This window comes from Mycobacterium sp. 3519A (assembly GCF_900240945.1).
Lineage (GTDB): Bacteria > Actinomycetota > Actinomycetes > Mycobacteriales > Mycobacteriaceae > Mycobacterium.
The window spans coordinates 1561341-1574190 of the sequence record NZ_OESG01000013.1 but is presented as its reverse complement, the minus strand read 5'-3'; the positions used below and the strand labels follow the sequence as shown (position 1 = coordinate 1574190).

The 12850-nt window shown below is 65.0% G+C and carries 15 protein-coding genes; 6 read left to right on the top strand and 9 right to left on the bottom strand.

What is annotated here, in order from left to right:
- The first annotated feature begins 116 nt into the window (after window positions 1–116).
- On the top strand, window positions 117–353 hold the full coding sequence (locus tag C1A30_RS15460; protein WP_101949118.1) for a hypothetical protein: 237 nt from the start codon (window positions 117–119) through the stop codon (window positions 351–353).
- Window positions 354–438: 85 nt separating this feature from the next.
- Here the strand turns inward: C1A30_RS15460 and nrdE are convergent, their stop codons facing one another.
- The 5 genes from nrdE to C1A30_RS15435 form a co-directional block, all read right to left on the bottom strand.
- Window positions 439–2610, bottom strand: a complete 2172-nt coding sequence (gene nrdE, locus C1A30_RS15455; RefSeq protein ID WP_101949117.1) for a class 1b ribonucleoside-diphosphate reductase subunit alpha — start codon at window positions 2608–2610, stop codon at window positions 439–441.
- Window positions 2577–3026, bottom strand: coding sequence for a class Ib ribonucleoside-diphosphate reductase assembly flavoprotein NrdI (gene nrdI, locus C1A30_RS15450; protein ID WP_101949116.1), 450 nt, complete (start codon window positions 3024–3026; stop codon window positions 2577–2579). The genes nrdE and nrdI overlap by 34 nt, the downstream gene beginning before the upstream one ends.
- Before the next feature lie 41 nt (window positions 3027–3067).
- A complete protein-coding gene (locus C1A30_RS15445; RefSeq protein ID WP_067797047.1) occupies window positions 3068–3319 on the bottom strand; it encodes a redoxin NrdH in 252 nt (83 codons plus the stop codon).
- A gap of 417 nt (window positions 3320–3736) precedes the next feature.
- Window positions 3737–3925 (bottom strand): hypothetical protein, encoded by a 189-nt coding sequence (locus tag C1A30_RS35400; protein WP_142392614.1) that lies wholly within the window; start codon window positions 3923–3925, stop codon window positions 3737–3739.
- 10 nt (window positions 3926–3935) lie between these two features.
- Window positions 3936–4478 carry an NADPH-dependent FMN reductase gene (locus C1A30_RS15435; protein ID WP_101949114.1) on the bottom strand — a complete coding sequence of 181 codons (543 nt, stop codon included), beginning with the start codon at window positions 4476–4478 and terminating at the stop codon, window positions 3936–3938.
- Window positions 4479–4566: 88 nt separating this feature from the next.
- Here C1A30_RS15435 and C1A30_RS15430 point away from each other — a divergent pair, with 88 nt between their 5' ends.
- The 3 genes from C1A30_RS15430 to C1A30_RS15420 are packed head-to-tail and all read left to right on the top strand — an operon-like array spanning window position 4567 to window position 7403.
- Window positions 4567–5175, top strand: coding sequence for a TetR/AcrR family transcriptional regulator (locus C1A30_RS15430; RefSeq protein WP_101949113.1), 609 nt, complete (start codon window positions 4567–4569; stop codon window positions 5173–5175).
- On the top strand, window positions 5172–6212 hold the full coding sequence (locus C1A30_RS15425; RefSeq protein WP_101950225.1) for a DNA polymerase IV: 1041 nt from the start codon (window positions 5172–5174) through the stop codon (window positions 6210–6212). Before C1A30_RS15430 ends, C1A30_RS15425 begins: the two co-directional genes overlap by 4 nt.
- A gap of 6 nt (window positions 6213–6218) precedes the next feature.
- On the top strand, window positions 6219–7403 hold the full coding sequence (locus C1A30_RS15420; RefSeq protein ID WP_101949112.1) for an AAA family ATPase: 1185 nt from the start codon (window positions 6219–6221) through the stop codon (window positions 7401–7403).
- Here C1A30_RS15420 and C1A30_RS15415 read toward each other — a convergent pair.
- Both C1A30_RS15415 and C1A30_RS15410 read right to left on the bottom strand, forming a co-directional pair.
- Window positions 7400–8266, bottom strand: coding sequence for an SDR family oxidoreductase (locus tag C1A30_RS15415; RefSeq protein WP_101950224.1), 867 nt, complete (start codon window positions 8264–8266; stop codon window positions 7400–7402). The two genes, C1A30_RS15420 and C1A30_RS15415, sit on opposite strands and share 4 nt — an antisense overlap.
- A 10-nt stretch (window positions 8267–8276) precedes the next feature.
- Window positions 8277–8897, bottom strand: a complete 621-nt coding sequence (locus C1A30_RS15410) for a TetR/AcrR family transcriptional regulator (RefSeq protein WP_101949111.1) — start codon at window positions 8895–8897, stop codon at window positions 8277–8279.
- 118 nt (window positions 8898–9015) lie between these two features.
- Between C1A30_RS15410 and C1A30_RS15405 the strand changes: the two genes are divergently transcribed.
- Window positions 9016–10497: a cytochrome P450 gene (locus tag C1A30_RS15405; protein ID WP_200828270.1), complete on the top strand. Its 1482-nt coding sequence runs from the start codon at window positions 9016–9018 to the stop codon at window positions 10495–10497.
- Window positions 10498–10514: 17 nt separating this feature from the next.
- Here C1A30_RS15405 and C1A30_RS15400 read toward each other — a convergent pair whose 3' ends face one another.
- Window positions 10515–11006, bottom strand: a complete 492-nt coding sequence (locus C1A30_RS15400; RefSeq protein WP_101949110.1) for a homocitrate synthase — start codon at window positions 11004–11006, stop codon at window positions 10515–10517.
- A 320-nt stretch (window positions 11007–11326) separates the two neighbouring features.
- Here C1A30_RS15400 and C1A30_RS15395 point away from each other — a divergent pair, with 320 nt between their 5' ends.
- Window positions 11327–11977, top strand: coding sequence for a PAS and ANTAR domain-containing protein (locus C1A30_RS15395; protein ID WP_101949109.1), 651 nt, complete (start codon window positions 11327–11329; stop codon window positions 11975–11977).
- Here C1A30_RS15395 and C1A30_RS15390 read toward each other — a convergent pair.
- The gene (locus C1A30_RS15390; protein WP_101949108.1) at window positions 11974–12789 is read right to left on the bottom strand and encodes a Fic family protein; all 816 of its coding nucleotides are present in this window, start codon (window positions 12787–12789) and stop codon (window positions 11974–11976) included. The two genes, C1A30_RS15395 and C1A30_RS15390, sit on opposite strands and share 4 nt — an antisense overlap.
- Between the last annotated feature and the right edge of the window lie 61 nt (window positions 12790–12850).

The window sequence follows — 12850 nt, the reverse complement described above, 5'->3', positions numbered from 1 at the left end:
CTGCCCGTGCGGTACGGGTTACAAGCCCACTGGCTGTGAGGTATCCCAGCCCGAGCGGCGTTAGTGCGCGTCAATATGCCGGTCATCGCATCTCCGTTAGGTTTACGGTCCCATCCATGGTCGAGGTTCCCCTCTTCAAAAGCGTTAACGAGGTCCATGACATCGACCGTCAAGTGATGATGGTTGCAAGTCACGTTTGTATTGATGAAGACCTCGTGGGGGCCACGATGCGAGCAGAAGAGCGCGGCGCAGAGAAGATCCGCATGCGCCACTTCGCCTATAGCACTGAGCGCTCGCACACTGCCGCGAAACCCAGCCAGCCGCAGACGCTTTCGCAGATCGGGAACGGTTAGTCGGAACACAACGCTCTCACGATTGTTTTCAAGATCAGGCATTACTAAAAGCCTCCCTCGCAATTAGAGATACGTCAGCTCGGCCTCACAGCATGCAGCTGACGCAACCCTCCACCTCAGTGCCCTCGAGGGCCATCTGACGCAACCGGATGTAGTACAGCGTCTTGATTCCCTTGCGCCAAGCGTAGATCTGCGCCTTGTTCACATCACGGGTGGTCGCGGTGTCCTTGAAGAACAGGGTCAGGCTCAGACCCTGATCGACGTGCTGCGTCGCCGCGGCATAAGTGTCGATGACCTTCTCGTAGCCGATCTCGTAGGCATCCTGGTAGTACTCCAGGTTGTCGTTGGTCATGTACGGCGCCGGGTAGTACACCCGCCCGATCTTGCCTTCCTTGCGGATCTCCACCTTCGACGCGATCGGGTGGATCGAGCTGGTCGAATGGTTGATGTAGCTGATCGACCCCGTCGGCGGAACCGCCTGCAGGTTCTGGTTGTAGATGCCGTGCTTGCCCACCGACTCCTTCAGCCGAGTCCAATCCTCTTGCGTCGGAATGCGAATGCCCGCATCGGCGAACAACTGCTTCACCTTGTCGGTCTTCGGCTCCCACACCTGTGCGGTGTACTTGTCGAAGAACTCGCCCGTCGCGTACTTCGACTTCTCGAAGCCCTTGAAGTGTGTGCCGCGCTCGATCGCGATCTTGTTCGACGCCCGCAGCGCGTGATACAGCACCGTGTAGAAGTAGATGTTCGTGAAGTCGATGCCCTCTTCGGACCCGTAGAAGATGTGCTCACGCGCCAGGTACCCGTGCAGGTTCATCTGCCCGAGCCCGATCGCGTGAGAGTCGTTGTTGCCCTGCTCGATCGACGGCACCGACCAGATGTGGGTCTGATCGCTCACCGCGGTCAACGCACGGATGGCGACCTCGATGGTCTGCGCGAAGTCCGGGGAATCCATCGTCTTGGCGATGTTCAGCGAGCCGAGGTTGCACGAGATGTCCTTGCCCACCTGGGCATAGCTCAGATCCTCGTTGAACACCGACGGCGTCGACACCTGCAGGATCTCCGAGCACAGATTGGAGTGGGTGATCTTGCCGTCGATCGGGTTGGCCCGGTTCACCGTGTCCTCGAACATGATGTACGGGTAGCCCGACTCGAACTGCAACTCGGCCAGCGTCTGGAAGAACTCGCGCGCCTTGATCTTCGTCTTGCGGATCCGTGCGTCGTCGACCATCTCGTAGTACTTCTCGGTCACCGAGATGTCCGCGAACGGAACGCCGTACACCCGCTCGACGTCGTACGGCGAGAACAGGTACATGTCCTCGTTCTTCTTCGCCAACTCGAACGTGATGTCCGGGATCACCACGCCCAGCGAGAGCGTCTTGATCCGGATCTTCTCGTCTGCGTTCTCCCGCTTGGTGTCCAGGAAGCGGTAGATGTCCGGATGGTGCGCGTGCAGATACACCGCGCCTGCGCCCTGACGTGCGCCCAACTGGTTGGCGTAGGAGAACGAGTCCTCAAGCAGCTTCATGATCGGGATGACGCCGGAGCTCTGGTTCTCGATGTTCTTGATCGGCGCACCGTGTTCGCGAATGTTGGACAGCAGCAACGCAACTCCGCCGCCGCGCTTGGACAGCTGCAGCGCGGAGTTGATGGAGCGTCCGATCGACTCCATGTTGTCCTCGATGCGCAGCAGGAAGCAGGACACCGGCTCACCGCGCTGCTTCTTGCCCGAGTTCAAAAACGTCGGGGTGGCCGGCTGGAAGCGACCGTCCATGATCTCGTCAACCAGCTTCTCCGCCAGCGACGTGTCCCCCGCAGCCAGCGTCAGTGCCACCATGACGACGCGGTCCTCGAACCGCTCCAGATACCGTTTGCCGTCGAAGGTCTTCAGCGTGTAGCTGGTGTAGTACTTGAACGCGCCGAGGAAGGTCGGGAACCGGAACTTCTTGGCATAGGCCCGGTCCAGCAGCGTCTTGACGAAGTTACGCGAGTACTGGTCGAGCACCTCGCGCTCGTAGTACTCCTTCTGGATCAGGTAATCCAGCTTCTCGTCGTAGTTGTGGAAGAAGACCGTGTTCTGGTTGACGTGTTGCAGGAAGTACTGATGCGCGGCCTCGCGGTCCTTCTCGAACTGAATCCTGCCCTCGGCGTCGTACAGATTCAGCATCGCGTTGAGCGCGTGGTAGTCCGTCTCGCCTGGCAGCGCGCCCGGCGCGTCGGTCGTTACAGGCTCTGCAGCTGTGACGGTTGGTGGCACGTCTGGTCCTTCCAAAAGTCTTCCAAGCCCGCGCGGACGGCTTCCACGTCGTCGGGGGTTCCCATGAGTTCGAAGCGATACAGATACGGCACGCCGCACTTGCGGGAAACCACGTTGCCCGCATAGGCGAACTCGGCGCCGAAGTTGTTGTTGCCCGCGGCGATGACGCCGCGGATCAACGACCGGTTGTGTTCGTTGTTCAGAAACGCGATGACCTGCTTGGGCACGTAGCCGCCGTCGTTGATGTCCGGGGTGGCGCGCCCGCCGCCGTAGGTGGGCAGCACCAGCACGTACGGCTCATCGACCTCGATGCGTCCGTGCAGCGGGATCCGGATGGCGGGCAATCCCAGCTTCTCGACGAAGCGGTGGGTGTTCTCCGACACGCTGGAGAAGTAGACGAGGTTGCACGGTGTCATCTCGACGTCCTCTCCTTTCCGCCTCTCGGAGTACCCCTTCTTTATGCCGTCGCCGCGACCGCCCCGGACAGGGCCTTGATGCGGTCCGGTCGGAACCCCGACCAGTGCTCGTTGCCTGCGACCACCACGGGCGCCTGCAGGTAGCCCAGCGCCATGACGTAGTCGCGGGCCTCGCTGTCCAGGGTGATGTCAACCTTCTCGTAGGCGATGCCCTGCTTGTCCAGCGCCTTGTAGGTGGCGTTGCACTGCACGCAAGCGGGCTTGGTGTACACGGTGATCGAAGGTTGCGTCATCTTCGGTACGGCTCCTCTGCGGACGGACTGGCAACTGGTCGGTTACTGCTTGTCGCTGAAAATTCAGCGGCCCTCGGGCCCCCAAAATTCCAGGCGTCCGGGGCTGCTGCCCGGTGCGTCTGGGAACCGACACCGCCGGACTTCTGGCCTCCGGCCGACCCTGGAAGGTACAAGTACCGGTGGGGGTCTGTCGGTGCTCGAAACACTACACCTAGTGTCCGACATTGCGAAGGGATACAAGATGTTCTGAATAACATTTTTGAAATTCCCTGGTCGTAAGCTGTCAGCCAGCTTTTGACCCGGCGTGTCGCATGTCACATTCGGGTCATGTCGCGGCTGCTCACCCTGGTCTACCACCGACCACCGACAGGCCCGGCGGCGCGAACTGTCACGGTGACGTAACAGCAAAGGCGAAAATCAACAGCGCGCCTTGGCGGGCTCACAGATCCGGGTACCGGGCGGAAGGGTCTGCGGGGCGCGGGCGGGCGGGGCCGGCTTGGCCCTGCCGACGCCCGAGACGGCCGTCGCCGTCAGCACCAGCAGCGACAGAGTCCGAGTGAATCCGCACATACCCGAATGCTGCGGCGCGCGGACCAGCGCCGTCACGAGTAGTGCACTACCCGACCTCGGCGGCCAGCTTCCCCACGACATCGCGCAGATTTGCGGCGATCTGAGCGTTCTCCCTGGGATGTCTGCCGTCGAACGCCGTCGTCTGCACCGACAGCTTGAGATCCTCCACCACCTGCACACCGGCGATGCCGAACGACTTACGCGCCTCGTCGTGCGCCCACACGCCGCCGTAGCGGCCATGCGCCGTTCCGATCACCGCGACCGGTTTGCCCTTCAGCGCGCCGTTGCCGAACGGCCGCGACAGCCAGTCGATCGCGTTCTTCAGCACACCGGGGATGGTGCCGTTGTATTCGGGGGTGACGACGAGCGCCGCGTCGGCGTCAGCGGCCGCGGCGCGCAGCGCCTGCACCGGCTCGGCAACGTCTTCGGTGTCGATGTCCTCGTTGTAGAACGGCAGCTCACCAAGCCGGTCGAACAGCTGCAGGTGCACGCCATCGGGGGCGGATTCGGTCGCGAGCTCGGCCAACTGACGGTTGATCGAGGCGGCGCGCAGGCTTCCCAGCAGCACCAACACCTTGGCGTCGGACATCTCTACGTTCCCTTCGGTAGTTCGGAGATCATCGCACGCGCCAACCGGACCATGGTCCGATTTATTCCGCCTGAACTAAACTGCAAACATGACCGCTTCTCCCCCGCTGCGCGAGTTGCCGGTCACCGATCAAGCGCCGCAGGAGCGGGGCGATGCTGCCCGCAACCGAACGTTACTGCTCGACGCCGCTCGCCGCCTGATAGCCGAGCACGGCGCCGAGGCGGTCACCACCGATGACATCGCCACGGCGGCAGGCGTCGGCAAGGGCACGCTGTTCCGGCGCTTCGGCAGCCGGGCCGGTCTGATGATCGTGCTGCTCGACGAGGACGAGAAGGCCCAGCAGCAGGCCTTCCTGTTCGGGCCGCCGCCGCTGGGCCCCGGTGCGCCCCCATTGGATCGGCTGCTTGCCTACGGCCGGGAACGGTTGCGGTTCGTGGTGGCCCACCGGGCGCTGCTGTCGGATGCCAACCGCGACCCGCTGACGCGGTTCAACGAACCGATGATGCTGCATCATCGGCACATTCAGGTTTTGCTCGAACAGGCAGGCACCACCGGCGACCTCGACGCCCAGGCGTACGCACTGCACGCCCTGCTCGACGTCGACTATGTGCATTTCCAATTGAACGAACGCGGCCGGACGCTCGACCAACTGGGCGACGCGTGGGAAAGCGTGGCGCGCAAGCTCTGCGGCCGATGACGCCTCGATGGATCCTGCACGTCGACCTCGATCAGTTCCAGGCCGCCGTGGAGGTGCGTCGCAGGCCCGAACTGGCCGGGCTGCCGATCATCGTCGGCGGCAACGGCGATCCCGACGAACCGCGCAAGGTGGTCACGTGCGCGTCGTACCCAGCCCGTGCGTTCGGCGTGCACGCGGGTATGCCGCTTCGCACCGCGGCCCGCAAGTGCCCCGACGCGACGTTTCTGCCGCTCGACACCGCGGCCTATGACGAGGCCTCCGAAGAAGTGATGAACCTGCTGCGCGACCTCGGCCACCCCGTCGAAGTGTGGGGCTGGGACGAGGCCTACGTCGGCGCCGACGTCGAGAACCCGGTGCGACTGGCCGAACAGATCCGGCAGGCCGTCGGCCAGACGGAGTTGTCCTGTTCGGTGGGCATCAGTGACAACAAGCAGCGCGCGAAGGTGGCCACCGGCTTCGGCAAACCCGCGGGAATCTACCAACTCACCGATGAGAACTGGATGGCGGTGATGGGCGACCGCGAGGTCGACGCGCTGTGGGGCGTCGGCCCGAAAACCGCCAAAAAACTTGCGGGACTGGGCATCACCACCGTCGCTGACCTCGCCGCGACCGATGCCACGCTGCTGACGTCGACGTTCGGGCCGACCACCGGACTGTGGATACTGCTACTGGCAAAGGGCGGCGGCGACACGAACGTCAGCGCCGAGCCGTGGGTCCCCCGCTCACGCAGCCACGTCGTCACCTTTGCACAGGATCTCACCGACCGCGCCGAAATGGCTTGCGCGGTGGACGATCTGGCGCAGCAGACGCTCGATGAGATCGTCGAACAGGGCCGTGTCGTCACCCGGGTCGCAGTCACCGTGCGCACCAACACCTTTTACACCAGGACGAAGATCCGCAAGCTTCCCGCACCGACCACCGACGCCGAGCCGATCAAGCGGACCGCGCAGGAACTGCTGGCGCAGTTCGAACTCGACCGGCCTGTCCGACTGCTCGGCGTGCGACTGGAACTCGATGCCCCGGAAGGCGGGTACTGAACACCCATGCTGCAGACGGTCGCCATTCGCGGGTACCGCTCCCTGCGCGAGATCGTGCTGCCGCTTTCCGGCCTGACGGTCATCACCGGAGCCAACGGCACCGGGAAGTCGTCGCTGTACCGGGCGTTGCGATTGCTCGCCGACTGCGGCCGCGGTGAGGTGATCGGCTCGCTGGCCCGCGAAGGCGGCCTGGAGTCGGTGTTGTGGGCGGGCCCGGAGCAACTGCGCGGTGCGCGCCGGACCGGACGGGTCGAGGGCACGACGCGCACCGGCCCGGTGTCGCTCGAACTCGGTTTCGCCTCAGACGATTTCGGCTATCTGGTGGACCTCGGGCTGCCGCAGATGGCGGGGCACAGATCGTTGTTCGCACTCGACCCCGAGATCAAGCGCGAAGCGGTGTTCGCCGGTCCGGTGATGCGAACAAGCACCACACTGGTGCGCCGAACCCGCGACTACGCGGAGGCCAGTGCGGAATCCGGCAGGGGCTTCGATGAGATGACGCGGTCGCTGCCCGCGTACCGCAGCGTGCTCGCCGAATACGCGCACCCCGGCGCACATCCCGAACTCGCCGCCGTCCGGCACCGGTTGCGCAGCTGGCGGTTCTACGACGGTTTCCGGGTCGATGCGGCCGCGCCGTCGCGCCACCCCCACGTCGGCACCCGCACGCCCGTGCTCTCCGACGACGGCAGCGACCTGGCCGCTGCGGTGCAGACCATCATCGAGGCCGGCTTCGACGACCTCGCGCGCGCAGTGGCCGACGCGTTCGACGGTGCCACACTGTCGGTGGCGGTTCGCGACGGGCTGTTCGATCTGCAGTTGCAGCAGCGCGGCATGTTACGTCCGCTACGCGCCGCCGAATTATCCGATGGCACATTGCGTTTCCTGTTGTGGGCCGCCGCGTTGTCGAGCCCACAGCCGCCTTCTCTCATGGTGCTCAACGAGCCCGAGACCTCACTGCATCCGGATCTGGTGCGGCCGTTGGCCGCGCTGATCGCCGCGGCGGCGGCGCACACGCAGGTGCTGGTGGTCACCCATTCGCGGGCGATGCTGGAGTTCCTGAACACTGTGCCGGTCGCCGACGCCGACGGGGACAGCGTGGTCGAGATCGAGTTGTACAAGGAACTCGGTGAGACGCGGGTCAAAGGCCTTGGCCTGCTGACCGCGCCGCCATGGGACTGGGGTAAGCGCTAGACGCGGGATGGCCGCAGCGCACGACTGAACAGCACGTTGGCCTGCCGCATCGCAACGCTGTAGGGCCACCACGCCGTTCGCTTGAACAGATACAGCGCACGGATGTCCGCCGAGGTGTAGATCAGGAAGCGGTTGCGACGCACGCCGGCGAGGATCTTGTCGGCGGCGCGTTCGGGTGACACCGCGTGCCCGCTGAACCGGTCGGTCCACCGCTTGACGTTCGGGTCTTCGCGATCCACCCCTGCGATCTGAACCGTCTGCACCAGAGGCGTTTTCACCGCGCCGGGCACCACCACCGACACCCCGATGCCGTATCGGGCCAGGTCGAAGCGGAGCACTTCGGACAACCCGCGCAGGCCGTACTTGCTCGCGCTGTAGGCCGCATGCCACGGCAATGCGACCAGGCCGGCCGCCGACGACACGTTGACCAGGTGCCCGCCGGTGCGCGCGGCCAGCATCGGCGGAATGAACGCCTCGATGACGTGAATCGGCCCCATCAGGTTGATGTCGATCATCGACTTCCAGTGCTGATGGGTGAGCTTGTCGACTGTGCCCCAAGCGGATACGCCCGCGATGTTCATCACCACGTCCATCGGCGCGTGGTTTGCGTGAATGTGGTCAGCGAAGGCGGCTACGTCGTCATAGCTTGCGATGTCGAGGACCCGGTACTCGGGCACCTCGGCGCCAAGCGCCCGTGCGTCGGCGACCGTCTTCTCCAAGCCCTCGGCGTCACGGTCGGTGAGGTACAACTCGGCACCCTCGGCGGCCAGCTTCAGCGCAGTCGCCCGGCCGATGCCGCTGGCGGCTCCGGTGATGAAACAACGCTTACCCGCAAAGCCGCTTTCCCGGAAGACGCCAGCCATGGCGCTGAGACTACCGGTCAGGCCAGAACGCACTGAGCCACAGTCGCTCCACGATGTCGATGGCGCGCGCCGGATCCTGACCGCGGCCGATGAAGGTGCTGTCGTGCGTCAGCGTCATCGTCGTCACCGCGGCCATCGTGCGCACCAGCGCGGGCACGTCGTCGGAGATCGGGCGGGCGTCGGGATCCTGTTCGAGCAGGGTGATGAGCTTCTCGATCACGCTGTCGTAGAAGTCGTCCATCATCTCGCGGATCTGCGCGTCGGTATAGCGGGCGACCTCGCAGGCCGACAACACCGGATCGTCGTTGGCGTACACCGCCGCCGCGCTCCCGACCATGCGCTTTGCGAACGCGGCGGGCGTCTCCCCCGGCTCGCGCGGCGCGAAGTGGTGCGTCAGTTCGTCGAGCAGTTCGCCGGCGTCGGCGAGGATCGCCGCGAGCACCGCGTACTTGGAGTCGAAGTAGAAGTAGAAGCCGGATCGGGCGACACCGGCCCGTTCGCTGATCGTGCTGACCGACAGATCGGCGAACGAGCGCTCCTGCAGTAGCTCGCGAACGGCTGTCACGATCGCCTCACGTTGCCGGTCGCCGCGGGTGCGGCGGACCTGCTGCGGGGCGGGTTGGGCGCTCATCGCCCTAGACCTTCGCATCCGCGGCGCGCCGGATTCAAACTTGACATGCGTCAAGTCTGCCATTCAGGATGAAGATCGGAGTGACAACGGCCACAGTCTTTTTGCCGACAGGAGAATCATGGCGACGATCAGCACCAAGGATTACCTGCTTGACCAGGCCAAGCGCCGATTGAAGCCGACGCCCGTCACGATCCCGGGCATGGGTCTGGCCGAGAAGCGGCTCCGCAAGCACGAATTCAAACAGTTCGCGCTGGCACAGCCACCCGCGGGCAGCGGCCTCAAGGCGGTCACCGGCGATTCGGGTTTGCCGATCATCGGCCACCTGATCGAGTTCTTCCGCCTTGGACCCGACTACGCACTGGAGATCTACCGCAAGTACGGTCCGATCCACTACAACCATTCGCCGGCGCTCTCCGCGGTGGCCGCGCTTGGCCCCGACGCCACGCAGGCCGTCTTCTCCAACCGCAACAAAGAGTTCTCTCAGCGCGCCTGGGATCCCGTCATCGGACCATTCTTCGACCGCGGCCTGATGCTGCTCGACTTCGACGAGCACATGTTCCACCGCCGGATCATGCAGGAGGCGTTCACCCGCACACGGCTGTCCGGCTATGTCGAGCACATCGACTCGGTGGCCAGCCATGTGGTGGGCAACGACTGGGTTGCCAACGACTCGCGATTCCTCTTCCATCCGGCCGCCAAGGAACTCACCCTCGACATCGCGTCCGTGGTGTTCATGGGCCACGAGCCAGGCACCGACAAGGAACTGGTCACCACCATCAACCAGGCCTTCACCACCACCACGCGGGCAGGCAACGCGATCATCCGCAAGCCGGTGAAGCCGCTGACCTGGTGGCGCGGCATCGAGGCCCGTAAGACGCTGGAGAATTACTTCTCCGCCCGCCTCGCCGAGACGCGCGGCCACGAGCGCACGGACATGCTCAGCGTGCTGTGCCAGGCCGAAGACGAGGACGGCCAGCGGTTCAGCGACGACGCCATCGTCGCGCACATGATCTTCTTGATGATGGCGGCCCACGACACGTCGACGTCGACGATGACGACCATGGCCTACCACCTGGCCGCCAACCCGGAGTGGCAGGACCGCTGCCGCGACGAGTCGGCCCGGATCGGCGACGGCCCGCTGGACATCGAGGCGCTGGAGAAGCTGGAAACCTACGACCTGGTGATCAACGAGGCGTTGCGGATGGTCACGCCGCTGCCGATGAACTTCCGGCGGGCGGTGCGCGACATCGACCTGCTCGGCTACTTCATCCCGGCAGGCACCGATGTGGTGACGTGGCCGTCGCTCAACCACCGCCTGCCCGAACTGTGGACCAATCCGGACAAGTTCGATCCCGAGCGCTTCGCCGAACCCCGCTCCGAGCACAAGAAGCATCGGTACGCGTTCGCGCCGTTCGGCGGCGGTGCGCACAAATGCATCGGCATGGTCTTCGGTCAGTTGGAGATCAAGACCGTCATGCACCGCCTCTTGCGCCAGTACCGGTTGGAGCTTCCGCACCCGGGCTACAAGCCGCGCTACGACTACGGCGGGATGCCGGTACCGCTGGACGGCATGCCGATCGTGCTGCGCCCAATCCGCTGACGGGCTGCGCGGAAAAACTAGGCGTCCGTCAGAAGGCGGTTCGCGCAGGCGATGACCGCGCGCAGCGCCGACTGCGTCGGATCGTCGGACCAACCCATCGCCCACTCGGACCGGGCGCCGTCGGAACCCTGCACGAACGTCGCGGTGTGCCCGTCGGCCGGAACTTGGTGGAACGCCGTCATTTCCACCGCGATGCCTCGTTCGTAGAGCATCTCGGTCAGCGCCGCGACCGGGCCGTAGGCCGCGGCCGACGACGTGCTGATGCGGTCACCGACCGCCAGCGTGGCTTGGTAGTGGCGGGGGTGCGGGCCCAGCCGGGACGACGGCCGCTCGGCATCGGTGCAGTGCCAATTGCCGAGCCGCAGCGGTCCCTGGCTGGACGCGTACTCGTTGTGGAACGCCTCGAAAGTCATCGTGTCGGCCTCCTGGCGCAGGCCGCGTGGCAGCAGGCCGGTCACCCGGGCCGCGAACGAGTTGGTTGCCGAAGAGATTGAGGAAGAGATTGTCATGTGTGCCGGTCTTCTCGATCGAATTGAGTGACCGACGTAGTAGCTCGACCCACAGCGAGGGGTCGGTCAGGATCAGACCCCGCTGCGGGTTGCTACTACGAGTCGCCTTGGCACGTCCGCGATGTTAGGCGGTCGAGCCGACCCTGTGCAACGGCTTTTCCTTCGCGTTCGGGACGAAACCCTGAGCAATTGTTCGCCTATCGGCTGTCTCCGGGTGATCACCGGTGGGATTCTCATAGGACCCTGGAGGGTGGGCGATGTCCTGCGTAAACGGTGGGGGACCACTATTGAACAGTCAGAATCCTCGTCACCGTGACGACATGATCCCGATGGGAGAACGAGTCGGTTCGTTTCGGTATCTGCGCGCCGGGGATCGCTGGGAGTGGTCGGACGCCGTCGCGCAGATCCACGGGTACCGGGCCGGACAGGTGCAACCGTCTACCCCGTTGGTGATGTCGCACAAGCATCCGGAGGATGCCGAACATGTGCGGCGGCTCATCGAGGCGATGACGCGCGAGGGCCGGCCGTTCTCCAGTCGGCACCGGATCGTCGACACGCGCGGCCGCATCCATCCGGTGGCGGTGATCGGCGAACGGCTGATCGACGACATGGGCAACGTGATCGGCAGCCAGGGCCTGTATGTGGATCTCAGCGATGTCGACGATGCCGGCATGGTCGAGGACGCGATAGCGGATTTCACCGAGCACCGGGCGATCATCGAACAGGCCAAGGGCGCGTTGATGCTGACGTACGGCATCTCGGCGGACCGTGCGTTCGACATTCTGGTGTGGCGCTCACAGGAGACCAACACCAGACTCCGCACGCTGGCGACCCAACTCCTTCACGATCTGACCTCCGAATTGCAGGTACCTGCAGGCATCCGCGAGCGGGCAGATCACCTGCTGCTGACCGCGCACAAGCGGGTGCGGCCACCGCTGTCACGGCGTGGATCGCGCAGCGACGCCTGCTAGCGCACCGCCCCGGTGCACAACGGCAGGAACGGACGGTGGTTGGCCCTGCCGTCACGACGAAGCGGCATGCTGTCCCGCGACGCCGCGTACCAGGCGTCGCGGGTGATCGCGGTCAGATCGAGCGTGCGGCCACACAGCGCCGCGATGGTGTGCAGCAGCAGCGTGCCCGCCCTGCCGTTGCCCTCGCGGAACGGGTGGATGTGGTTGTAGTCGGCGTAGAGCCGGGCCAGCCGGTACGCCAGCCCGGCGGGTTCGAGTCCGGCGCCGTTGGCCGCCAGCGCGCGGGTGGTTTCGTCCAGTAGTGCCATCAGCCGCGCGAGGTGCGACTGCCACGCGAAAAGCGAATCGCCGTGCCGCAATTCGGTCACCCGGTAGTTGCCTGCCCACGGGTAGACGTCGGAGAACAGGTGTTGGTGAATGACCCGGACATTCACACCGTCGATGCCGATGCCGCCGTCGGCGAGCATCCGATGCCAGGCGATCATCCGGCCCGCGGTGGCGACGAATTCGAGTTCGGCCAGCGCGGTCTGCGAGTCGACTTCGAAATTGTTGCGCAGCACCGTGGTTCCCGGAATCAAGTACCTCCGGTTGCGCCGGAAGATCTGCCGGTAGTCCCGCGCCGGCCGCGCCGCCTTCGGGTGCCGGTCCCGGTAGGCCGCGAGGTAGTCGTCGAAGGACACCTCGTCGCATGCCAACCGCGTCAGCGCGTCGATATGCGCGTCGGTCGGCCGCCAGCCTTCCAGGCGTTCGGCGGCCAACGTCTGGTCGATGGCGTGCCGCAGCGGGGTCGGCAGTCCGTCACGGGTAATCATGAGATGGCGAGCAGACACATAATCGCCCAAACGGCGCGAATTTGTGCGAGTTTGCGTCTGC